Raw genomic sequence first — 21,920 nt, forward strand, 5'->3', positions numbered from 1 at the left:
CCCGTTTGATTCGTCAAGCCTTAAAACCGAAGTTTTTAGCGCTTGTTGACCGTGGCGCGTTGCGCCGTGTCAGTGGATGCGCATTATAGGCAGCCGCGGTTTTTGCGCAAGGGCTTTTTTGCCAAAAAACACCGTTCGCACAGTTTTCAACCAAAAGTGACAATTTATTCTACTTTTACCTATTGAGGCCCGCCCTGGCCGTCATCCCCATTTTGGCGGATGCAGCCTTACCGGCCTTGGGGTAAGATAGCGCCCCTTTTTTATCCCCCTTCAGCTTGGAGACTTGAATGCCTTTTTCCCTCGGCCAGCGCTGGATTAGCGATACCGAAACCGATCTGGGACTGGGAACCATAGTCGCGATCGATGTCCGTATGGTAACCATGCTATTTCCCGCCTGCGGCGAAAACCGCATGTACGCCAAGGACGATGCCCCCGTGACCCGGGTCATGTTCAACCCCGGAGATACCATCAGCAGCCACGAAGACTGGGAGCTGGAAGTCGCGGACGTGACCGAGCAGGATGGCCTGCTCACCTATCACGGCACTCGTCTGGATACCGGAGAGCCGGCCTGCCTGAAGGAAACCTTTCTCAACCACTTTATCAAGCTGAACAAACCCCAGGAGCGGCTCTTTGCCGGCCAGATCGACAAGATAGGCCGCTTCAACCTGCGCTACCAGGCCCTGACCCACCAGTTCAACCAGCGGCGTTCCCCCCTGCGCGGCCTGGCCAGTGGTCGAGTCAGCCTGATCCCTCATCAATTGCATATCGCCCGGGAAGTGGGCAGCCGATATGCTCCGCGGGTGTTGCTGGCCGATGAGGTGGGCTTGGGCAAAACCATCGAAGCCGGCATGATCATTCAGCAACAGTGGCTGTCGGGGCGGGCCTCTCGTATCCTGATCCTGGTGCCCGATGCCCTGATCCACCAGTGGCTGGTGGAAATGTTGCGTCGTTTCAACCTGCATTTCGCCCTGTTCGACGAGGAGCGTTGCGTCGAGGCCTTTGCCGATGCCGCCAATCCCTTCGACACCGAGCAGTTGATCCTGTGCAGCCTCGACTTCATCACCAAGAAGCGCAAGCGCTTCGAGCAGTTGATGGACACCAGTTGGGACCTGCTGGTGGTGGACGAGGCCCATCATCTGGTGTGGGACGCGGAGCAACCCAGCCGGGCCTACGAAGTGGTGGAAGCCCTGGCCGAGCAGATCCCGGGCGTGCTGTTACTCACCGCCACCCCGGACCAGCAGGGCCATGAGAGCCATTTCGCCCGGCTGCGTCTGCTCGATCCCGAGCGCTTCTACGACTATGACGCCTTCCTCGCCGAGGAAGCCGCCTACCAGCCCCTGGCCCAGGCGGCGGAAGCCCTGCTGGGGGATGCCCCCCTGGACAGTACGGCCCTGGCACGTTTGGCTCCCTTTATGGAAGAGCAGGAAGCAGCCGATCTCGCCGATCCCGAGCAACGGCACGCCCTGCTGGCCCGCCTGCTCGATCGCCACGGCACCGGCCGACTGTTGTTCCGCAACACCCGCCATGCCATCAAGGGCTTTCCCTCCCGGCAACTGCACCTGCACCCCCTGCCCCTGCCCAGCCAGTACAAGACCGCTATCCGTGTGGCCGGCATGATGGGCAACCACCAGGATACCGCCGCCCGGGCCTTGCAGGCGCTCTACCCGGAAGAGATCTATCGTCAGTTCGAGGGGGGCGACAGCGCCTGGACCCAGTTCGACAGCCGGGTCGAATGGCTGCTGGAGTTCACCAGAGCCAAACGCAATGACAAGATACTGATCATCACCGCCAAGGCCGGTGTCGCCCTGGCGCTGGAAGAGGTGCTGCGCACCCGCGAAGGGATCCGGGGCACCGTCTTCCACGAAGGCATGTCGTTGCTGGAGCGGGACAAGGCCGCCGCCTACTTCGCCCAACAGGAAGGCGGAGCCCAGGTCATGATCTGCTCGGAAATCGGCTCGGAAGGACGCAACTTCCAGTTTGCCCACCAGTTGGTGCTGTTCGATCTGCCGCTCAACCCGGATCTGCTGGAGCAGCGCATCGGTCGCCTCGATCGCATCGGCCAGCGGCACAACATCGATATCCATGTGCCCTACCTGGAAGGCACCGCCCAGCAGGCGCTGACCCTCTGGTACCACCAGGGCATGGACGCCTTCAGCAGACCCAATGCCGTCGGCCAGCCGGTCTACCAACAGGTGGCCGAACGCCTGCTCGAACTGCTGGCCAACCACGGTCAGGATACGGACGCCCTGGCGCAGCTCGTCGCCGACACCGCCAGCCTGACCCGGGAGCTCAACAGCCAAATGGAGCTTGGTCGGGATCGGCTGCTGGAATTGAACTCCAGCGGCGTCATCCACAATCGCAACCTGGCCGCCCAGTTGGCCGAAACCGACCAGGATCCTACCCTGGCCATCTTCGCCATCAAGCTGTTCGACGAGGTCGGCGTCCATCAGGACGACAGGGGCGAAAACGCCATAGTCCTGCGGCCGACCGAGCAGATGCTGGTACCCCAGTTCCCGGGATTGCCGGAGGACGGCGCCAGCATCACCTTCGACCGGGACACCGCCCTGAGCCGGGACGACCTGCATTTCCTGAGCTGGGATCACCCCATGATCCGCGGCGGCATCGACCTGGTACTGGGCTCCGAGATCGGCACTACCTCGGTGGCCATCCTCAAGAACAAGGCGCTGCCGGTCGGCACTCAGTTCGTGGAGCTGGTGTTCGTGGCCGAATCGGCTCACCACGCCCAGTTGTACCGCTTCCTGCCACCGGCTCCCATCCGTCTGCTGCTCGACAAGCACGGCAACAACCTGGCGGGCAAGGTCAGCTTCGAATCCTTCGATAAGCAGCTCAGCGCCGTCAACCGCCATCTGGCCAGCAAGCTGGTCAACGCCTCCCAGACGGTGATCCACCAGTTGCTGCAGGCCTCCCAGCCTCAGGCCGAGCAACAGATGCAAGTCCTGGTGGAAGCAGCCCGGGCGAATATGCACGCCTCCATCGGCGAGGAGCTTTCCCGCCTGCAGCAACTGGCCAGGGTCAATCCCAACGTGCGGGAGAGCGAACTGAGCCACCTGCAAGAACTGAAAGACGAACTGGACGTCCTGCTCAGCCATACCCGCTTAAAACTGGACGCGATTCGGTTTATCGTGGTCAGCCATCAGTAAAGGACGAGTCGCCCATCATGGTTCTGCTGCGTTACGATCCGCCGACGGATCCCCAGTTCGAGGTGTTGTACCAGGACAACAGCCTGATCGTGCTGAACAAGCCGAGCGGTCTGCTGAGCGTGCCCGGGCGGGAGCTCATCCACAGAGACAGCCTGTCCCACCGAGTGGCTCGGGTCTACCCCGAGGTGCAGGTGGTGCACCGGCTGGACATGGCCACCTCGGGGGTCATCGTCATGGCGCTGCACCCCAAGGCGCACCGGGAGCTCAGCCGCCAGTTCCGGGAACGGGAAACCGCCAAGCGCTACTATGCCTGGGTGCACGGCCGCCTGGAGCAGGACGCCGGCAGCATAGACCTGCCCCTGTGCTGCGACTGGCCCAACCGGCCCCGCCACATGGTCAGCCTGGAGCACGGCAAGCCGGCCCTTACCCACTGGCGCTGCCTGCACCGGGAGCCGGACCGCAGCCTGGTGGAGCTGACGCCCATCACCGGCCGCTCCCACCAGTTGCGGGTGCATATGCTGAGCCTGGGCCATCCCATACTGGGTGACAACCTCTATGCCAACGGCGAGGCCCTGACCATGGCACCGCACCTGCAGCTGCACGCGGCCCTGCTGGAGTTCCGGCATCCCCGCAGCAAGGAATGGCTCTCCTTCAGCGCCCCGGCTCCCTTCCCCACGGAGCTGACATGAGCCGGGCCCGCTGGCTGGCCCTGCTGGCACTGCTGGCCACGCCGGTGATGGCGGGCAGGTTCGATTGGGCGCAGTTCGAGCAATATCGGTCCGAGTCCCGGCTGCTGCATTTCGATGCGGGTGCCGGCCAGACCGCCGGCACCCTGCTGATCTGGCCCGAGCTGGACCAGCCTCACTGGTGGCTGGCGATGGCAGAATACTGGCAGCAACGGGGCTGGGATTTTCTGCTGTTGTTGCCCGATCCTGGCCAACAGGCCTTCGATCCGGTCAGCGAGCAGCCATCTCAGGCGCAACAGGACTGGCTGGAGCAGCAGGCGCTACGCCTGAACGAGGCGCTGGCGGGGACGGAGTCCGAACCGCCCCTGGTGGTCATGGTGCAGGGCAGTGCCGCCCTCTGGTTCCAGCAGTTGATCGATGCCGGACGATCGCGGGCACCGGATGCCCTGGCCCTGCTCGACGCCCATCCCCGGGTGGCGGAGCAACAACGGATGCTGGCCATCAGCCTGGCCCGCAGCTCCTACCCGGTGCTGGATATCCATGGCCGGGCCGATGACGCCGCCACCAGCGCCAACCGGCAGCGCCGCCGTCAACAGGCGGCCCGCCAGGAAAAAACCGACTACGAAACGCAGCGCCTCAGCGCCCATGCCCTGCTGGAGCGACAGCTTGCCGGCTGGCTGATGCGCCGGGGCTGGCTGCCGCTGCCACCCAGTGCTCCCGACTACCTGAAAGGACAGACCCATGAAGCTGGTATTTCTCGATCGCAAGACCCTGGCGCCGGACATTGAGCTGCGCGCGCCCGGCTTTCCCCACCAGTGGCAGAGCCATGAGGAAACGGCGCCCGGCCAGGTGCTGGAGCGACTGCGGGAAGCGGACATCGCCATCGTTAACAAGGTCAGGCTCGATGCCGGCACCCTGGCCCGCCTGCCCGGGCTGAAGCTGGTCGCCATCGCCGCCACCGGCAGCGACAACGTGGATCTCGCCGCCTGTCGCCAGGCGGGCATCGCGGTCTGCAATATCCGCGACTATTCCAGAAATTCGGTACCCGAACACGCCCTGGCCCTGATCATGGCCCTGAACCGCAACCTCCACGCCTACCGGGCCTCCATCGCCGCCGGCCGCTGGCAACAGGCCGGGCAGTTCTGCTATTTCGACTATCCGGTGCGGGATCTGGCCGGACAGACTCTGGGGCTGGTCGGCTACGGCACCATAGCCCGGGATCTGGAGCGGCTGGCGACGGCACTGGGGATGAAGGTCCTGGTCGCGGCCCGCAAGGGCCAGCCAGCCGTCGAAGGCCGCCTGGCCTTCGACGAGGTACTGGCCCGGGCCGACGTGCTCAGCCTGCACTGCCCGCTGACCCCGGAGACCCGTCACCTGCTCGGCCCTCGTGAACTGGCGCTGATGAAGCCCGACGCCCTGCTGATCAACGTCGGCCGGGGTGGCCTGGTGGACGAGAGCGCCCTACTGGCGGCCCTGGAAAACGGGACCATCGGCGGCGCCGGCTTCGATGTGGTCACCGAGGAACCACCGGCGCCGGACAACCCGCTGCTGCAGGCCCTGCGCTATCCCAATTTTATCCTGACTCCCCACGTGGCCTGGGCCAGCCATTCGGCCATGCAGCGGTTGGCGGACCAGTTGATTGACAATATCGAGGCCTTTGTGGCCGGACGGGAACAGAACAGGCTGGTGTAAATGAGGTAGGGAAGCGTGAGGGGTGAGGGCAAAGCAGGCCACCGTTTGACGCCTCACGCTTCCCCCCTACGCCTTACTTCCATTCAACGAATATTGCGCGCCGCCCGGATGGTTTCCCAGGCTTGCTGGATGTCCTGAGCCTTCTCCTTGGCCAAGTCCATCATTTCCTTGGGCAGGCCCTGGGCTACCAGCTTGTCGGGGTGATGCTTGGACATCTGCCGGCGGTAGGCCTTCTTGACGGTAGCGTCGTCGGCACCGGCCTCCACTTCCAGGATACGGTAGGCATCGCGCAGCCTGTCCTCGGCCGGCCGCTGCTGGTGCCGCCCGCCCGCCTGCCCGTTGCGGAACATATGCAACTGGGCTTCGGCAAAGGCCAGCAGTTGCTCCAGTTCCCGCTTCGAAAACCCGAGCTCACCGGCGATGAGGTGCAACAACTGGCGCTCGTTCGGATGCAGTTCACCGTCGGCAAAAGCCAGTTGCAGTTGCACCTCCATAAAGAAGCGCAACAGGTTACGGCTGTCCCTGACCTGGGCACGAAACCGCCGCAGGGTCTCGGCCAGTGGGAAGTCGCTCTCCTTGCCATCACGGAACGCCTGCTGTGCCTGGGCTTTCTGCTCGCCTTGCAGCCGCATCTGGACCATCAGCTGTTCCGCCAGCCGGATCTCTTCGCTCGAGACCTGGCCGCTGGACTTGGCGATATGGCCCATGGTGGCGAAGGTGGCGTAAAGGAACTCGGCCTGGCTGTCCTTGTTGAACCGCCAGGCATGGGCCAGCTTGCGATCGACCAGGTGCCCCAGCCACAGGCCCAGCAGGGCGCCGGGGATATTGCCGATCAACAGACCGAACAGAAAACCGATCAATTTGCCTTTGATATGGGCCAACATTCAGCGCGCCTCCCCATCCGTGCTCGGGTGCCGGCCCGACAGGCGGGCTGGGACGGTTTTCATCGCGAGGAAAGGCCAGAGGCGGAGTGAAAAGGTCATCAAACAGATTCCGATATCGAGAAACAGGCGGTACAGGCGGGGCCGTAGTGCTGACTGCAAGAATGCATTATCATAGCCCGCTACCATAAAGTAATGACACCAAAAGCTCAACCAGCCCGAGCGCGGGGCCCGGGACGGTGTCGCCACGACCAGGAACGCGAGCGTCAACCCATGAGAACACGGATTATCGGCTTTCCCCTGCTGTTTGTTTCCAGCCTGGCGCAGGCCCAGACCGATGCCCTGACCAACGACCAAGACAGCCCCTTTTCGTTCAGTCGCTGCTTCAGCCATGTGCCACTGCGGGTCGCCCCGGGCGCGACCGACCCCAACGCCCCCATCACCGTGTCCGCCGAGGCGCTCAACGCCGCCCGGGATGGCAAAATCCTCTATCGGGGCGATGTTCAGGTGGTGCAGGGCCACCGCCAGTTTGGCGCCGACTACGTCGAGCTGGAGCAGCAGAGCCGGGATGTCAGAGCCGAAGGCAACATCCGCTTTACCGACGGGACCATCACGGTAGAAAGCGATCGTACTCTCACCGGCAACCTCAACACCAAGGACACCGAACTGGACCAGGCCCGCTACCAGTTGCACGGGGATCCCGGCCGTGGCCAGGCCCGCCTGGTGAGAATGACCGAGGACACCAATAAGGTCGACCTGAGCGGTGCCAGCTACACTACCTGTCCTCCCAACGAAGAAGCCTGGCAACTCAGGGCCAGTTCGGTCCGGGTGGAGCAGGATGAGGTGTTCGGTGAAGCCTGGAATGCGGTGCTCTGGCTGGGCGAGATGCCGGTATTTTACTTTCCCTATATCAAGTTCCCGGTCAAGGACGAACGCCAGAGCGGATTGCTCTATCCGTCCTTCGATATCAGCAGCGAGCACGGCACCGATATCCGGCTTCCCTACTACTGGAATATCGCCCCCAACTACGACGCCACCCTGACCCCGCGCTACATGGAAAAACGCGGTACCGCGGCCCAGCTCGAATTCCGCTACCTGCCCATGGCGGGCCAGCGCGGCACTCTCTATGGAGAATACCTCGACAGCGACAACAAGCTCGGCGATACGGAGTGGCGTGACCGGGCCCGCTGGCTGTTCAACTGGCGGCACAACGCCCGTTTCGACGCCGAAGGCCACTGGCGTGGCCGGGTCGACTACACCAAGGTGGCCGGATGGGACTACGCCTATGTGGACGATTTTTCGCCACCGGTGGGCATTCTGGTTGAAGACCAGCTGATGCAGTCCTTCCAGGGGGGCTACTATGATCGCCGCTGGCAGCTGACCGCCGAGATGCGCGACTACCAGATCCTCAAGCCCGAACGGCTCAGCCCTTTCCAGCTGGCTCCCAGCCTGGCCCTGACCAGCTATCAACGCCTGGGTGATGTCGAACTGGCCTTCGACTCCGAGCTGACCCAGTTCACCAACGATGGACAAAATATCTACGAGGCCACCCGCTTTCATGCCGAGCCCAGGCTGCTCTATGCCCTGGTCGACCGCCCCGGGGGGCAGCTCACCGCCGATGCGGGAGCCTACTACACCCATTATGAGCAAGACGTGCCGAACCAGCTGGACGCCCGACTCGGTTTCAATCCGGCTCAGCTGGAGGGCAGCGCCGATCGGCTGCTGCCCCGCCTTAGGGTGAACGGTAATCTGGTGTTCGATCGGGAGACGTCTTGGTTCGGGCTGCCCTTTACCCAGACCCTTGAGCCCCAGTTCCAGTACCTGTACGTGCCCTTCAAGGAGCAGGACCACATCGGCCTCTACGATACCACCGATATGCGTCAGGACTACTACAGCCTGTTCAGCGATCGCCGTTTCGCCGGCCTGGACAGGATCAGCGACGCCAACCAGCTGACCGGTGGTTTCACCAGCCGTATCTACGACCGGGAGGGCATAGAGCGGCTACGCCTGGCTCTGGCCCAGTCCTACAACTTCGTGTCTCCCCGGGTCCGGTTGTTTCCAACCGACACCCCCAGCGATACCAGGCGCTCCTTCCTCACCTTCGAGGGGGATCTCAACCTCGACGGCAATTGGTTCGTTCATACCGAAGCCCAGCAGGATACCCGTAACAGCCGGCTGGCCGCCGGCAATGTCACCCTGGAATATAACCGCCAGGGCAGGCTGGCCCAGCTGGGCTTTCGCCATCTGAATCAGGACTACTATCCGGATGCGAGGCTCGCCGGCGATCTCAACCAGTTGGGCGGCACTTTTTCCTGGCCCCTGGATCCCCAATGGCGGTTGATCGGCGGTTATTACCGGGATATTGAACTCAATCGCAATATCGACAGTCTCATAGGACTGCGCTACGACTCCTGCTGCTGGGCCGTCAGCCTGGTATGGGAGCAATGGCAGAAAGAGGATAAGCTAATCAACCCGACCAATACCCTGCAGGAAACCACCATAGGGTTGCGCTTCGAGTTGAAAGGATTGAGCTCGCTCGGTACCGGCAGCAGCGAATTCGTGCCGGGCACCAAGCTGTTGCCCTACTATCGCCCCTTTAACCTCAATAACTGACTTTTAGTGTGCACAGGACCTTTCATGAAGAAAAGATGTAAACAACTGCTTATCGCTGCCGGCCTGGGTCTGGTATCAGCCGCCAGCCAAGCGGTTGAACTGCTCGATAAGGTGGCCGCTGTCGTCAACCAGGACGTGGTGCTGGAAAGCCAGCTCAATGGCCTGGTCAACCAGGTCCGACAAAGCGCCCGGGCCGCCGGCCAACCACTGCCGGAAGAGCAGCAACTGCGCAAGCAGGCCCTGGAGCGCCTGATCCTCGAAAGCCTGCAACTGCAACTGGCCGACCGGCTGGGGCTGCGCATCACCGATACCCAACTGGAACAGGCCATAGCAAACATCGCCCGCAGCGAGGGCAAAACGGTCGAACAACTGCGTGCCGGGGTAGCCGCCGAGGGCCTGACCTACACCCAGTTCAGGGAGCAGGTACGCAATGAGATCCTGCTGAGCGAGCTGGCCCGCAACCAGGTGCGCCGCCGCATCAACATCTCCGATCAGGAAGTGAAACAGGTGGTTCAGATGATCAAGGAGCAGGGCCAGGGCAATACCCGCTACCGGGTCGGCAACATACTGTTGCCGTTGCCGTCCAACCCCAGCAGCGAGCAACTGCACCAGGCCAGCAGCATGGCCGAACAATTGATGGCCCAACTCAAACAGGGCGCGGACTTCCGCCAGCTGGCCATCGCCCACAGCGCCGGTCCCAAGGCCCTGGAAGGGGGCGACTGGGGCATGCTCGGCATCAATGAAATGCCCTCCCTGTTCAGCGAGGCCGTGAGAAATCACGCCGAGGGTGATATCATCGGGCCCATTCGCTCCGGTGCCGGCCTGCATATCCTGACCATCTTCGCTATGGAGGGGGGAAGCACCCAGACGGTGCAAGCGGTGGAGGTCAAGGCCCGCCACATCCTGATCAAGCCGTCCATCATCATGAGCGAGGAGAAGGCCCAGTCCATGCTGGCCGGTTTTGTCCGCTCCATCCGGGCCGGCGAGACCAGCATGAGCGAGCTGGCGGAACAATTCTCAGAGGATCCTGGCTCCGCCATCAACGGTGGCGATCTTGGCTGGGCCGCGCCGGAGATGTACGTCAGCAGTTTCCGTGATACCGTCAACCAGCTCGATGTAGGTCAACTGAGCGAGCCTTTCCGCTCCGAGCACGGCTGGCACCTGGTGCGCCTGGAAGACCGACGGGTGATGGACGCCACCGAGCAGGCCACCGAGCAGCGGGCTTATCAGCTCATTTTTAATCGTCGCTTTACCGAAGAAGTGCAGACCTGGCTGGATGAGCTGAGGGATGAAGCCTATATCCGTATTGTCGACCCCAATTTAGCCAACGGTGAATTGTGACTTGTAAACGCATAGCCATAACCCCCGGCGAGCCCGCCGGCATCGGTCCCGAGCTGATGCAGGCGCTGGCCGAGCACGACTGGCCGGTCGAGCTGGTGGTGATCGCCGATCCCGATCTGATCCAGAGCCGGGCCCAGGCCCTGGGCAAGCAGTTGACCCTGCTGCCCTACCACCCCGAGCAACCGCCCCAGCCCCAGCGGGCCGGCACCCTGACCATAGAGCCGGTTCGGCTCGCCCGGCCGGCGGTGCCCGGCGTACTGGACGAGGCCAACGGCCTCTATGTGCTGGAAACCCTGAAACGGGCCTCCGACGGCAACATGAACGGCGAATTCGACGCCGTGGTCACGGGCCCGGTCAACAAGGGCATCATCAACAAAGCCGGGGTGTCCTTCAGCGGCCATACCGAGTTCTTCGCCCAGCAGGCCAATGTGCCGGATGTGGTGATGCTGCTGGCCACCCCCGGCCTGCGGGTGGCCCAGGTGACCACCCATATTCCCCTGGCCTACGTGGCCCGCGCCATCACCCCCGATCGGCTCAGCAAGATCACCCGTATCCTGCATGCGGAGCTCAAGGCCAAGTTCGGCATTCCCAAGCCGCGCATCTATGTCTGCGGGCTCAATCCCCACGCGGGGGAAGACGGTCACCTGGGACGGGAAGAGTTGGACATCATCATCCCCACCCTCAACCAGCTCCGGGCCGAAGGCATGGATCTGGTGGGACCGCTCTCCTCGGACACCGTGTTCCAGCCCAAATACATGCAGGACGCCGACGCCTTCCTGGCCATGTATCACGATCAGGGACTGCCGGTGCTCAAGTACATCGGTTTCAGCAAGGCGGTGAACATCACCCTGGGGCTGCCCTTCATCCGTACCTCGGTGGACCACGGCACCGCCCTGGAGCTGGCAGGAACCGATAAAATCGATGCGGGCAGCATGCTGTGCGCCGTTAATCAAGCCATAGAGATGATAGAAAAACGCGATGAATAGTAAGGTTCACCAGGGCCACAAGGCCCGCAAGCGATTTGGTCAGAATTTTTTGCACGATGACTACATCATTGACCAGATTGTCAATGCTATTCATCCCAGCGATGACTTCACCATGGTCGAAATCGGCCCCGGCCTGGGCGCCCTCACCGGCCCGGTGTGCGATCACGTCAGCCGCCTCAACGTGGTGGAGCTGGATCGGGATCTGGCGGCCCGCCTGGCCAGCCACCCCTTCCTCAAGGACAAGCTCAGCATCCACCAGGCCGACGCCATGAAGTTCGACTTCGCCAGCCTGCTGGAGCCGGGCAAGAAGCTGAAGATCTTCGGCAACCTGCCCTACAACATATCCACCCAGCTGATGTTCCATCTGTTCGAGTTTGCCGCCCTGGTGGCGGACATGCATTTCATGCTGCAGAAGGAAGTGGTCAACCGGCTGGCCGCCGGCCCGGGCAGCAAGGCCTACGGCCGGCTGAGCGTCATGGCCCAGTATTACTGCCAGGTGGTGCCGGTGCTGGAAGTCGGTCCCGACGCCTTCAGGCCGGCGCCCAAGGTGGAGTCCGCCGTGGTCAAGCTGCTGCCCTACGCCACTCCGCCCCATCCGGTCCGGGACATCCACTGCCTGTCCCGGGTGACCGCCGATGCCTTCGGCCAGCGACGCAAGACCATCCGCAACAGCCTGCAGCACCTGTTCAGCGCCGAGCAGCTGTCGGCCCTGGGGCTGGATCCTTCCGCCCGTCCCGAGCAGCTGAGCCTGGCCCAGTATGTGACCCTGGCCAACGCCCTGGCCCAACAGAAGGAAGCCTGATGACTCCCGGAGCCATTCATATCACCACCCGGCCCCAATACCTGGCCGATCGTTCGGCCCCGGACGAGCAGCATTATGTGTTCGCCTATACCATCACCATCCGCAATGATGGCGACGAGCGAGTTCAACTCATGAGTCGCCGCTGGCTGATCACCGATGCCAACGGCAAGAAAGTCGAGGTGGAAGGTAGCGGCGTGGTGGGCGAGCAACCCCGAATCGCTCCGGGCGAAGAATACACCTATACCAGCGGCGTCAGCCTGGAAACCCCGGTGGGGGTGATGGAAGGCAGCTATACCATGGTGCTGGACGATGGCCGCGAGCTCCAGGCCCCCATCGCCGCCTTTCGCCTGGCCGTGCCGAACCTGATCAACTGATGGCTACCTATCTCGTCGGCGATCTGCAGGGCTGCCTGCACGAGCTGGAGCAGTTGCTGGCCGAGGTGGGCTTTTCGCCCTCCCGCGATCGGCTCTGGCTGACCGGTGACCTGGTCGCTCGTGGTCCCGATTCCCTCGGCTGCCTGCGGCGCATCGCCGCCCTGGGCAATGCCGCCGCCACAGTGCTCGGCAACCACGATCTGCACCTGCTGGCGGTGGCCAACGGTATCGGCCGGCCCAAGGCCGCCGATCGCATCGATGAGATACTGCAGGCCGCCGACGGACGCGATCTCTTGTACTGGCTGCGCCATCAACCGCTGCTGGCGGAGCACGAACACCACGGTTTTGTCATGACCCACGCCGGCATCCCGCCCCAGTGGAGCCTGGAGCAGGCGCGCCGGGCGGCGCGCCGGGCCGAGGCCGAGCTACAATCGCTCCAGTACCGGCAACGGCTGGCACAGATGTACGGCGACGAGCCCGGACGCTGGCGAGAGGATCTCGGTGAACTGGAGCAACTGCGCTACACCATCAACGCCTTTACCCGAATGCGCCTGTGTCACCCGGACGGCCGGCTCGACTTCGGCCACAAGGCGACCCTGGCCGAGGCCCCGCCGGCGCTGCGCCCCTGGTACGAGCTGCGTGGCCAGTACCAGGATCCGCCCCTGGTATTCGGCCACTGGGCGGCGCTGGAAGGCCGATGCGACATCGCCGGCATTCATGCGCTGGACACCGGCTGTGTCTGGGGAGGCAGCCTGACCCTGCTGTGTTGGGAGAGCGGCGAACGGCTCTCGACCCCCTGCCCGGCCTATGCGTGAAGCGGCATTATCAATAACAACAGCCCGGCATTAAGCCGGGCTTGTTGGATAATTCAGCGCCGCTCCAGTACCTGAAAGCGGCAGTCGTAGGGATTGCGCTCGTCCGCCGGCCTGAACTCTTCCGAGACCAGCCGCCACTCCTCCCCCACTTCCGGAAAACGGGTATCCCCTTCCAGGCTGGCATCGATACGGGTCAGGTAGAGCCGGCTCGCCAGAGGCAGAAAAGCGGCATAGAGCTGGCCGCCGCCGATGATCATCACCTCTTCCGTCTCCGCCAGCAGTTCGAGCACCGCCGCCGGCGAGCCGACCAGTTCGGTACCCGCCGGCGCTTCGCTCAGCGAGCGGCTGAGGATCAGATTGCGCCGCCCGGGCAGGGGGCGGCCGATGGACTCGAAGGTGTTCCTTCCCATCACGACCGGCTTGCCCAGGGTGGTCCGCTTGAAGTAGGCCAGATCCGCCGGCAGGTGCCAGGGCATGCCGTTGTCCTTGCCGATGACCCCTTCCCGGGTCATGGCGACGATCAGTGACAGCCGCATGCCTTACTCCCGGGTATAGATGACGTGGCCGTCGTCTTCTTCGTCATCCCAGTCGTCATCGTCCTCTTCCTCGACCTCTGTCAGCGCCGCCTGGTGGTACTCGTCCCACTTGAAGCTGACCGGCTCACGGGCCGCCTCCAGCTCCTCCTGGGAGCGCGGATGCTCGTCGAGGAAGCCCATCAGCGCCTGGGTCAGCTCGCGAGTGCCTTCCTTGCTGATGGCACTGATGCGGAAGATGGGCCCCTGCCAATCCAGCAGCTCCACCACCCGCTCGATGATGGCCTCGGCTTCCTCTTCCAACACCAGATCCAGCTTGTTGAACACCAGCCAGCGCGGCTTGGCGGCCAGCTCTTCGCTGTATTGTGCCAGCTCGTTGACGATGATGTCGGCATTGTCGGCCGGATCCGAGCCATCCACCGGCAGCACATCGATCATGTGCAGCAGTACCCGGCAACGCTCCAGGTGCTTGAGGAAGCGGATCCCCAGGCCGGCTCCCTCGGCTGCCCCTTCGATGAGGCCGGGGATATCCGCCACCACGAAGCTCTTCTGGCCGTCGCAGCGCACCACCCCCAGGTTGGGCACCAGGGTGGTAAAGGGATAGTCGGCGACCTTGGGCTTGGCCGCAGACACCGAGCGGATAAAGGTGGACTTGCCGGCGTTGGGCAGGCCCAGCAGGCCGACATCGGCCAGCAGCAGCAATTCCAGCAACAGGCTGCGCTCCTCGCCCGGGGTACCGTTGGTTTTCTGCCGCGGTGCCCGGTTGACCGAACTCTTGAAGCGGGCATTGCCCAGGCCGTGGAAGCCGCCCTTGGCCACCAGCAGCTTCTGGCCGTGACGGGTCAGATCGCCGAGGATCTCGCCGGTCATCTCGTCCTTGGCCCGGGTGCCCACCGGCACCTTCAGTACCAGATCCTTGCCCCGCTTGCCGGTGCAGTTGCCGCCCCGGCCGTTTTCACCACGCTCGGCCCGGTGGAAACGCTCGAAATGGTAGTCGATCAGGGTATTGAGGTTCTCGTCGGCCAGCAGGTAGAGGTCACCGCCGTCACCGCCGTCACCGCCATCCGGCCCACCCATGGGTACATACTTCTCCCGGCGGAAGCTGACACAGCCGTTACCGCCGTCGCCCGCCTCAACCCGGATCTCCGCTTCGTCGACAAACTTCATTGCATTGCTCTCCCATTCGCTTGCTGAGCCCAGTATATCCGGCCCAAACGCCGAATGTGACTTTCATAAAGCAAAAAGCCCCGCCGGGTGGCGGGGCTTTTCAAGTCCGGCTTGTAACTTATTCGGTTACAATGCTGACAAATTTACGGTTCTGCGGACCCTTCACCTCGAATTTCACCTTGCCGTCGGCTTTGGCGAACAGGGTGTGATCCTTGCCCAGACCTACGTTGTCGCCGGCGTGGAACTTGGTGCCACGCTGACGGACGATGATGTTGCCCGCCAGGACAGACTCACCGCCAAAACGCTTAACGCCCAGACGTTTGCTTTCTGAATCGCGACCGTTACGAGTTGAGCCGCCTGCTTTTTTGTGTGCCATGGAACTTAACTCCTCTCTTAGGCGCTGATACCAGTGATCTTCACTTCAGTGAACCACTGACGGTGACCCTGCTGTTTGCGAGAGTGCTTACGACGACGGAACTTGACGATCTTGACCTTCTTGCCACGACCGTGGGCAACTACTTCTGCAATTACCTTGCTGCCGTCTACGTAGGGTACACCTACTTTAACGTCTTCACCTTGGGCAACCATCAGCACCTTGTCGAACTCGACAGAGGCGCCGGTTTCAACGTCCAGCTTCTCCAGACGAACGACCTGGCCTTCGGCTACACGGTGCTGTTTTCCGCCGCTTTGGATTACCGCGTACATGTCTATAACTCCGAATATGGCACTTTTACCCTCTTCGGGCCGTGCACTAAAACTGTTCTACAATGGCCGCGCATTGTACGTAAAATGATCCCCTTAGACAAGGGCCGAACAGCAAAAAAATCTCCCCTTCCCGGTTTCTGGCCTAACCCCAGCCGGGCGGGTTTATCCCTTTGACAAATCGTGTAAAATCCTACCACCAATGGCTTTAGACTGCACCGTCCGGCTCAAAATTTTATGGTAGATATCAACAGGGTAAAAACACTGACCGCGCAGGATATGCAGGCGGTCAACGACCTTATCATGTCGCGGCTGCAATCGGAGGTGGCGCTGATCAACCAGCTCGGCTTCTACATCGTCAGCGCCGGCGGCAAACGCATGCGGCCCATGCTGACCGTACTGGCCGCCCGGGCCCTGGGCTTCGAAGGCGAGGAACACATCAAGCTCGCCGCCATCATCGAGTTCATTCACACCGCCACCCTGCTGCACGACGACGTGGTGGACGAATCGGATCTGCGCCGGGGTCGCGACACCGCCAACGCCCTGTTCGGCAACGCCGCCAGCGTACTGGTGGGGGATTTCCTCTACACCCGCGCCTTCCAGATGATGACCGAACTCGGCAACATGAAGATCATGAACATACTGAGCGACGCCACCAACATCATCGCCGAAGGCGAGGTGCTGCAGCTGATGAACTGCAACGATCCGGACACCACCGAAGACAGCTACATGCAGGTGATCTACTGCAAGACCGCCAAGCTGTTCGAGGCCGCCACCCGTCTGGCCGCGGTGTTGACCCACCAGTCCCCGGCCGTGGAGCAGGCCATGCTCGACTACGGCAAGTACCTGGGCACCGCCTTCCAGCTGGTCGACGACATCATGGACTACAGCTCGGCGGCCTGCGACATGGGCAAGAACGTGGGCGACGACCTGGCCGAAGGCAAACCCACCCTGCCGCTGCTGCGCGCCATGGCAGTCGGTAACCCGGCCCAGCGCGAGCGGATCCGCGACGCCATCGCCAACCGAACCGGCATGGATCACCTGGAAGAGATCATGGCCATACTGGCCGAGACCCGCGCCCTGGAGTACAGCCGCGGACGGGCCCAGCAGGAAGCCGAGAAGGCCATCGCCAGCCTGGATCCATTGCCCGACGGCGAGCACAAGGCGGCGTTGATCGATCTGGCCCACCTGGCGGTGGAGCGCACCCGCTGATTCCGTGAGGGGTGAGATCCCCGCCACTTCACCACCCTGAACAAAAACGCCAGCCCTGGGGCTGGCGTTTTAGCGGTGCGACCCTGAAGCTCAGGCTTCGAAGGGGTGGCGCAGTATCATGGTCTCGGCACGATCCGGGCCCGTGGAGATGATGTCCACCGGCACGCCGGTGATCTCCTCGATCCGCCGGATATAATCGCGGGCTGCCTGAGGCAGGCCTTCCACGGTAGTGACACCAAAGGTCGTCTCATCCCAACCGGGCATGGACTCGTAAACGGGGGTCACCGTCTCGTAGCCTTCGGCCGCCATCGGCGGGACATCACGTACCGAGCCGTCGGGCATCCGGTAACCCACACAGATCTTCACTTCCTTCAGGCCGTCGAGCACGTCCAGCTTGGTCAGGCAGAAGCCGGAGATGGAATTGATCTGGATGGCACGCTTCATGGCCACCGCATCGAACCAGCCGGTACGGCGTTTGCGGCCGGTGGTGGCGCCGAATTCGTGGCCTTTCACGCCCAGGTACTCGCCCACCTCGTCAAACAGCTCGGTGGGGAAGGGACCAGAGCCAACGCGGGTGGTATAGGCCTTGACGATGCCCAGCACATAGTCCACGTAGCGCGGGCCGAAGCCGGAGCCGGTGGCCACCCCACCGGCGGTGGTGTTGGACGAGGTCACATAGGGATAGGTGCCGTGGTCGATATCCAGCAGGGTGCCCTGGGCGCCTTCAAACATGATCTTGTCGCCGTTCAGGCGGGCCTTGTCGAGCAGGTCGGTGACGTCCACCACCATGCTGGTCAGCAGCTCGGCATAACCCCGGGCCTGCTCAAGAACTGCCTCGTAAGAGACCTCTTCTGCCCCATAGAAGCCGGTCAGCTGGAAGTTGTAATAAGCCATGACTTCCTTGAGCTTGTCGGCGAAGGCGGTCATGTCGAACAGATCGCCCACCCGCAGGCCGCGGCGCGCCACCTTGTCCTCGTAGGCCGGGCCTATGCCGCGTCCCGTGGTACCGATGGCCTTGGCGCCGCGGGCCTTCTCCCGCGCCAGATCCATGGCGACATGGTAGGGCAGGATCAGCGGGCAGGCTTCGCTCAGCACCAGACGCTCGCGCACCGGAATGCCGCTCTCTTCCAGGCCGTGCATTTCCTTGAGCAGGGCTTCGGGAGACAGCACCACGCCGTTGCCGATCACACAGGTGCAGTTGTCACGCAGAATACCGGAGGGAATCAGATGGAGGACGGTTTTCTTACCGTCGATGACCAGGGTGTGGCCGGCATTGTGGCCGCCCTGATAACGCACAACATAACGGGCTTTGTCAGTCAGCAGGTCGACGACCTTACCCTTGCCTTCGTCACCCCATTGGGTGCCTAGTACAACAACGTTTTGTCCCATTTTCACTAACTGTTGAGTTGTTAAAAATGGAGTCTAACAAATTTTGACCAAGGTCGGAATAATAGGATCGAGACTTTTGACGGAAAAATCGCACAGAAAAAAGCCCGGTTGCCCGGGCTTGTGTCGGTTACTGAACGGTGCCTGAAGGATCCTTCAGGAAACGGAAGAAATCCCCGTCCGGCTTCAGGATCATCATGTCACCGCCCTGCTCGAAGCTCTTGCGATAAGCCTCGAGACTGCGGATAAAGCTGAAGAACTCCGGATCCGCCGCATAGGCCTCGGCGTAGATGCGCGCCGCCTGGGCGTCCCCTTCACCGCGCAGGGTGCGGGAGTTGCGCTGGGCTTCGGCGATCATCACCGTCACCCGGCGATCCGCCTCAGCCTTGATGATCTCGGCCTGCTCGCGCCCTTCGGATCTGTGCTCCCGGGCCACCGCGGTCCGTTCGGCACGCATCCGCTGGTAGATGGAGTTGGACACCTCGGTCGGCAGGTTGATCTGCTTGATCCGTACATCCAGCACTTCGATCCCCAGCTCGGAGGACGACTCCAGCAGGCCGCGCAGGGCACTTTCCATCACGTCGCCCCGCTCGCCGGACACGATGTCGCGAATGGTCCTGCTACCGATCTCGGAACGCAGGCTGTTGTTGATCCGCCGGCGCAGCAGGTTCTCGGCCTGCAGCCGGTTGCCGCCACCGGTGGCCAGGTAGTACTGGGCGAAGTTATCGATGCGCCACTTGACGTAGGAATCGATGATCAGGTCTTTCTTCTCCGAGGTCACGAAACGATCCACCTGATCGTCCAGCGTCTGGACACGGGCATCGAGTTTGCGCACCTGATCGATCAGCGGCACCTTGAAATGCAGGCCCGGCTGGTAGACGGTGGGCAGGTCGGAGCCCTGCTCCCGTTTCACCTTGCCGAATTGCAGCACTATGCCCCTTTCGCCTTCTCCGACCACGAATACCGAGGAATAGAGCACGACGGCGAACAGGCCAAGAACAACGAGTAATACTCTTTTCATCGCTTAGTTTCTCCCTGTCGGACGAATAGCGCTACGGTCCGAACCCGGTCGTAGCTGACCGCCGTCCTGGCTCGCGGGGGCATTACCGTTCAGGTAATCGGAAGTGATGACATTGGGGTCGACCCGGCTGGCCCGGCCCGCCTGCTGTTCCATCATCTTGTCCAGCGGCAGGTAGAGCAGGCTGTTGTTGCCTTCCGGGGTGTCCACAATCACCTTATTGACCTTGCTGTAGATCTCTTCCATGGTTTCCAGGTAGATACGCTGACGGGCCAGCTCCGGCTGCAACCGATACTGGGGCAGCAGCTCCCGGAAACGGGCCACCTCACCTTCGGCACGGAAGGACACCTGCTCCTTGTAGGCTTCGGCCTCCTGCAGCAGACGCTCGGCCTGACCACGGGCCTTGGGCTCTATCTCCCGGGCATAGGCTTCGGCTTCACGGATAAAACGCTGCTCGTCTTCCTGGGCGGCGATGGCATCGTCGAAGGCGTCTTTGACTTCTTCCGGCGGACGGGCCGGCAGGAAGTTCAGATCCAGCACCATCAGACCCAGCTGGTAGGGTTCGATGATCTCTTCCAGCAGGGCACGGGTTTCCTGGCGCACCCGCTCACGACCCACGGTGAGCACGTCGTCCATGGTGCTGTGGCCCACCACGTAGCGCAGGGCACTGTCGAGCGCCTGGTGCAGACTGTCGTCGGCATTGGTTACGTTGAACAGGTAGTCGCGGGGATCGAGCACCCGATACTGCACGTCCATCTCCACGCGCACCAGGTTTTCATCCCGGGTCAGCATGAAGCCGGAGGCCGGCTGGGAACGCACGGTTTCCACGTCCACCGGGTAGACCCGGTCGATGAAGGTCGCTTTCCAGCTCAGACCGGGTTCCACCGTCTGGTAGAATTTGCCGAAGCGCAGCACCACGCCACGCTGGGCTTCGCCGATGGTGTAGAAACCGCTGACCACCCACACCACCAGGGCGATGACCAGGCCCACGACGATACCAAAGGAGCCGATACCGCCACCTCCACCGGTGCCACGGTTGCCCAGCAGCCCACCCAGTTTGTTGCTCAGGTTGCGAATCACCTGATCCAGATCTGGCGGGCCCTGATGTTTGCCGTTGTTCCCCCAGGGGTCACGGTCCTTACCACCATTTCCAGGCTCATTCCAAGCCATTTGTATCTCCGTCTTTCTGGTTTATGAAAGTAACTTTACCAAGCAATCAATCGCTTATAAAGCGCTCTAGCTGTTCGCCTTCCTGTTTGAGCAGTCGATGCCAGTCGGCTTGCTGCAGCCGGATCTCGACCACATACTCCCCCTGCTCCCCGAAAGACTCGTTCACGACCCCGTTCAGGGCATAGAGCCGGCTGCGCAGCCTGGCCGCCGACGGCGGCAGGGTCAACTGGTGCTCGACCAGCACGCCGGCCAGCAGCCGGTTCAGCGCCTCTAAGAGACCGTCGATACCCAAGGCTTCTTGCGCCGATACCCAAACGGCACAGGGCCGGCCTTCTTCATCGACTTCGATGCGGGGGCTGGGCGACTCCAGCTTGTCTATCTTGTTGAACACCATCAGCACCGGCACCTCGTCCGCCTCGATCTGCTCGAGCACCGAGTTCACCTCGTGGATGTTCTCCCGCATCTGCTCGTCGGCGCAGTCCACCACGTGCAGCAGCAGATCCGCATCGCGGGTTTCCTGCAGGGTGGCCTTGAAGGCGGCGATGAGATCATGGGGCAGATGGCGAATAAAGCCGACGGTGTCGGCCAGGATGGCGGGCCCGGCGTCGGGCAGCTCTATCTTGCGCAGGGTGGGATCCAGGGTAGCGAACAGCTGATCCGCCGTATAGACGCCGGCCTGGGTCAGGCGGTTGAACAGGGTCGACTTGCCGGCGTTGGTGTAGCCCACCAGGGACAGGGTCGGGATTTCGTTGCGCTGCCGCGCCCGGCGCCCCTGCTCCCGCTGGCGGGAAACCTTCTCCAGCCGCTTCTGGATATACTTGATCCGCTCCCGCAGCAGCCGGCGGTCGGTTTCGAGCTGGGTTTCCCCGGGACCGCGCAGGCCGATACCGCCCTTCTGCCGCTCCAGGTGGGTCCACCCTCTTACCAGCCGGGTAGACAGGTGCCGCAGCTGGGCCAGTTCGACCTGCAGTTTGCCTTCGTGGGTCCGCGCCCGCTGGGCGAAGATATCCAGGATAAGGCCGGTACGATCCAGCACCCGGCATTTGACTTCCCGCTCCAGGTTACGCTCCTGAGCCGGGCTCAGGCTGTGGTTGAAGATGACCACATCGGCCTGGTGCATCTGCACCAGCACCGCCAGCTCTTCCACCTTGCCGGTGCCGATAAAAAACTTGGACTGGGGCGCGCCCCGGCTGGCGGTGACCACGGCGCAGGTGGTCACTCCGGCGGAGTCGGCCAGCAGCTCCAGTTCGTCCAGTGCTTCCCGTTCGTTGTCGTCGGCAAAATTAATGTGAACCAAAATGGCGGACTCGCCACCTTGATAACGCTCAAACAAGGTGCTTCCTCCGTCGTTCAGACACAGCGCACATCGCGGCGCTGCCAC

Annotated in this window: 20 protein-coding genes; 11 read left to right on the plus strand and 9 right to left on the minus strand. The window is 62.6% G+C overall.

What is annotated here, in order from left to right; translation table 11 throughout:
* Positions 1-287: 287 nt before the first annotated feature.
* From rapA to ACT7DK_RS15480, 4 genes are read left to right on the plus strand one after another with little or no spacing between them, the layout of a single operon-like run.
* Positions 288-3,161: an RNA polymerase-associated protein RapA gene (gene rapA / locus ACT7DK_RS15465; RefSeq protein WP_445400691.1), complete on the plus strand. Its 2,874-nt coding sequence runs from the start codon at positions 288-290 to the stop codon at positions 3,159-3,161.
* Between the two features lie 23 nt (positions 3,162-3,184).
* Positions 3,185-3,850, plus strand: coding sequence for an RluA family pseudouridine synthase (locus ACT7DK_RS15470; RefSeq protein WP_445402376.1), 666 nt, complete (start codon positions 3,185-3,187; stop codon positions 3,848-3,850).
* A complete protein-coding gene (locus ACT7DK_RS15475; protein WP_445400693.1) occupies positions 3,847-4,635 on the plus strand; it encodes a DUF3530 family protein in 789 nt (262 codons plus the stop codon). Before ACT7DK_RS15470 ends, ACT7DK_RS15475 begins: the two co-directional genes overlap by 4 nt.
* Positions 4,589-5,539, plus strand: coding sequence for a D-2-hydroxyacid dehydrogenase (locus tag ACT7DK_RS15480; RefSeq protein ID WP_445400695.1), 951 nt, complete (start codon positions 4,589-4,591; stop codon positions 5,537-5,539). The genes ACT7DK_RS15475 and ACT7DK_RS15480 overlap by 47 nt, the downstream gene beginning before the upstream one ends.
* Before the next feature lie 83 nt (positions 5,540-5,622).
* Here ACT7DK_RS15480 and djlA read toward each other — a convergent pair whose 3' ends face one another.
* The gene (gene djlA, locus ACT7DK_RS15485) at positions 5,623-6,423 is read right to left on the minus strand and encodes a co-chaperone DjlA (protein WP_445400697.1); all 801 of its coding nucleotides are present in this window, start codon (positions 6,421-6,423) and stop codon (positions 5,623-5,625) included.
* Between the two features lie 270 nt (positions 6,424-6,693).
* Between djlA and lptD the strand changes: the two genes are divergently transcribed.
* Genes lptD through ACT7DK_RS15515 form a run of 6 tightly spaced genes read left to right on the plus strand, consistent with a single transcriptional unit; the run spans position 6,694 to position 13,351 of the window.
* On the plus strand, positions 6,694-9,033 hold the full coding sequence (gene lptD, locus ACT7DK_RS15490) for an LPS assembly protein LptD (protein WP_445400699.1): 2,340 nt from the start codon (positions 6,694-6,696) through the stop codon (positions 9,031-9,033).
* Between the two features lie 24 nt (positions 9,034-9,057).
* A complete protein-coding gene (gene surA, locus ACT7DK_RS15495) occupies positions 9,058-10,374 on the plus strand; it encodes a peptidylprolyl isomerase SurA (protein ID WP_445400701.1) in 1,317 nt (438 codons plus the stop codon).
* Positions 10,371-11,360: a 4-hydroxythreonine-4-phosphate dehydrogenase PdxA gene (gene pdxA / locus ACT7DK_RS15500; protein ID WP_445400703.1), complete on the plus strand. Its 990-nt coding sequence runs from the start codon at positions 10,371-10,373 to the stop codon at positions 11,358-11,360. Before surA ends, pdxA begins: the two co-directional genes overlap by 4 nt.
* Positions 11,353-12,162, plus strand: a complete 810-nt coding sequence (rsmA, locus tag ACT7DK_RS15505) for a 16S rRNA (adenine(1518)-N(6)/adenine(1519)-N(6))-dimethyltransferase RsmA (protein WP_445400705.1) — start codon at positions 11,353-11,355, stop codon at positions 12,160-12,162. Before pdxA ends, rsmA begins: the two co-directional genes overlap by 8 nt.
* Positions 12,162-12,536, plus strand: a complete 375-nt coding sequence (apaG, locus tag ACT7DK_RS15510; RefSeq protein WP_445400707.1) for a Co2+/Mg2+ efflux protein ApaG — start codon at positions 12,162-12,164, stop codon at positions 12,534-12,536. The genes rsmA and apaG overlap by 1 nt, the downstream gene beginning before the upstream one ends.
* A complete protein-coding gene (locus tag ACT7DK_RS15515; protein WP_445400709.1) occupies positions 12,536-13,351 on the plus strand; it encodes a symmetrical bis(5'-nucleosyl)-tetraphosphatase in 816 nt (271 codons plus the stop codon). Before apaG ends, ACT7DK_RS15515 begins: the two co-directional genes overlap by 1 nt.
* A 53-nt stretch (positions 13,352-13,404) precedes the next feature.
* Here ACT7DK_RS15515 and folA read toward each other — a convergent pair whose 3' ends face one another.
* The 4 genes from folA to rplU all read right to left on the minus strand — a co-directional run bounded on the left by folA (position 13,405) and on the right by rplU (position 15,756).
* Positions 13,405-13,887, minus strand: a complete 483-nt coding sequence (folA, locus tag ACT7DK_RS15520) for a type 3 dihydrofolate reductase (protein ID WP_445400711.1) — start codon at positions 13,885-13,887, stop codon at positions 13,405-13,407.
* 3 nt (positions 13,888-13,890) lie between these two features.
* The gene (gene cgtA, locus ACT7DK_RS15525) at positions 13,891-15,051 is read right to left on the minus strand and encodes an Obg family GTPase CgtA (RefSeq protein WP_445400713.1); all 1,161 of its coding nucleotides are present in this window, start codon (positions 15,049-15,051) and stop codon (positions 13,891-13,893) included.
* Between the two features lie 118 nt (positions 15,052-15,169).
* A complete protein-coding gene (gene rpmA / locus ACT7DK_RS15530; RefSeq protein ID WP_094040224.1) occupies positions 15,170-15,427 on the minus strand; it encodes a 50S ribosomal protein L27 in 258 nt (85 codons plus the stop codon).
* 17 nt (positions 15,428-15,444) lie between these two features.
* Positions 15,445-15,756: a 50S ribosomal protein L21 gene (rplU, locus tag ACT7DK_RS15535; RefSeq protein WP_094040223.1), complete on the minus strand. Its 312-nt coding sequence runs from the start codon at positions 15,754-15,756 to the stop codon at positions 15,445-15,447.
* A gap of 234 nt (positions 15,757-15,990) precedes the next feature.
* On the opposite strand from rplU, the gene ispB reads away from it, so the two are divergent.
* Positions 15,991-16,965, plus strand: a complete 975-nt coding sequence (gene ispB, locus ACT7DK_RS15540; protein ID WP_445400716.1) for an octaprenyl diphosphate synthase — start codon at positions 15,991-15,993, stop codon at positions 16,963-16,965.
* Positions 16,966-17,055: 90 nt separating this feature from the next.
* Here the strand turns inward: ispB and ACT7DK_RS15545 are convergent, their stop codons facing one another.
* The 4 genes from ACT7DK_RS15545 to hflX all read right to left on the minus strand — a co-directional run bounded on the left by ACT7DK_RS15545 (position 17,056) and on the right by hflX (position 21,872).
* On the minus strand, positions 17,056-18,354 hold the full coding sequence (locus ACT7DK_RS15545) for an adenylosuccinate synthase (RefSeq protein ID WP_445400718.1): 1,299 nt from the start codon (positions 18,352-18,354) through the stop codon (positions 17,056-17,058).
* A 127-nt stretch (positions 18,355-18,481) separates the two neighbouring features.
* Positions 18,482-19,372 (minus strand): protease modulator HflC, encoded by an 891-nt coding sequence (gene hflC, locus ACT7DK_RS15550; protein WP_445400720.1) that lies wholly within the window; start codon positions 19,370-19,372, stop codon positions 18,482-18,484.
* A 3-nt stretch (positions 19,373-19,375) separates the two neighbouring features.
* Positions 19,376-20,539: an FtsH protease activity modulator HflK gene (gene hflK / locus ACT7DK_RS15555; RefSeq protein ID WP_445400722.1), complete on the minus strand. Its 1,164-nt coding sequence runs from the start codon at positions 20,537-20,539 to the stop codon at positions 19,376-19,378.
* Positions 20,540-20,585: 46 nt separating this feature from the next.
* The gene (gene hflX, locus ACT7DK_RS15560; protein ID WP_445400724.1) at positions 20,586-21,872 is read right to left on the minus strand and encodes a ribosome rescue GTPase HflX; all 1,287 of its coding nucleotides are present in this window, start codon (positions 21,870-21,872) and stop codon (positions 20,586-20,588) included.
* Between the last annotated feature and the right edge of the window lie 48 nt (positions 21,873-21,920).

Source organism: Zobellella sp. An-6 (assembly GCF_052487945.1).

What these genes read in the sequence shown, in the direction of transcription:
- rplU (WP_094040223.1), bottom strand. Translation starts at nt 15,756, where the DNA reads ATGTACGCGGTAATCCAAAGCGGCGGAAAACAGCACCGTGTAGCCGAA.
- rapA (WP_445400691.1), top strand. Translation starts at nt 288, where the DNA reads ATGCCTTTTTCCCTCGGCCAGCGCTGGATTAGCGATACCGAAACCGAT.
- hflK (WP_445400722.1), bottom strand. Translation starts at nt 20,539, where the DNA reads ATGGCTTGGAATGAGCCTGGAAATGGTGGTAAGGACCGTGACCCCTGG.
- ACT7DK_RS15475 (WP_445400693.1), top strand. Translation starts at nt 3,847, where the DNA reads ATGAGCCGGGCCCGCTGGCTGGCCCTGCTGGCACTGCTGGCCACGCCG.
- lptD (WP_445400699.1), top strand. Translation starts at nt 6,694, where the DNA reads ATGAGAACACGGATTATCGGCTTTCCCCTGCTGTTTGTTTCCAGCCTG.
- ACT7DK_RS15545 (WP_445400718.1), bottom strand. Translation starts at nt 18,354, where the DNA reads ATGGGACAAAACGTTGTTGTACTAGGCACCCAATGGGGTGACGAAGGC.
- folA (WP_445400711.1), bottom strand. Translation starts at nt 13,887, where the DNA reads ATGCGGCTGTCACTGATCGTCGCCATGACCCGGGAAGGGGTCATCGGC.
- ispB (WP_445400716.1), top strand. Translation starts at nt 15,991, where the DNA reads ATGGTAGATATCAACAGGGTAAAAACACTGACCGCGCAGGATATGCAG.
- rsmA (WP_445400705.1), top strand. Translation starts at nt 11,353, where the DNA reads ATGAATAGTAAGGTTCACCAGGGCCACAAGGCCCGCAAGCGATTTGGT.
- djlA (WP_445400697.1), bottom strand. Translation starts at nt 6,423, where the DNA reads ATGTTGGCCCATATCAAAGGCAAATTGATCGGTTTTCTGTTCGGTCTG.
- cgtA (WP_445400713.1), bottom strand. Translation starts at nt 15,051, where the DNA reads ATGAAGTTTGTCGACGAAGCGGAGATCCGGGTTGAGGCGGGCGACGGC.
- hflC (WP_445400720.1), bottom strand. Translation starts at nt 19,372, where the DNA reads ATGAAAAGAGTATTACTCGTTGTTCTTGGCCTGTTCGCCGTCGTGCTC.
- ACT7DK_RS15480 (WP_445400695.1), top strand. Translation starts at nt 4,589, where the DNA reads ATGAAGCTGGTATTTCTCGATCGCAAGACCCTGGCGCCGGACATTGAG.
- surA (WP_445400701.1), top strand. Translation starts at nt 9,058, where the DNA reads ATGAAGAAAAGATGTAAACAACTGCTTATCGCTGCCGGCCTGGGTCTG.
- ACT7DK_RS15515 (WP_445400709.1), top strand. Translation starts at nt 12,536, where the DNA reads ATGGCTACCTATCTCGTCGGCGATCTGCAGGGCTGCCTGCACGAGCTG.
- rpmA (WP_094040224.1), bottom strand. Translation starts at nt 15,427, where the DNA reads ATGGCACACAAAAAAGCAGGCGGCTCAACTCGTAACGGTCGCGATTCA.
- apaG (WP_445400707.1), top strand. Translation starts at nt 12,162, where the DNA reads ATGACTCCCGGAGCCATTCATATCACCACCCGGCCCCAATACCTGGCC.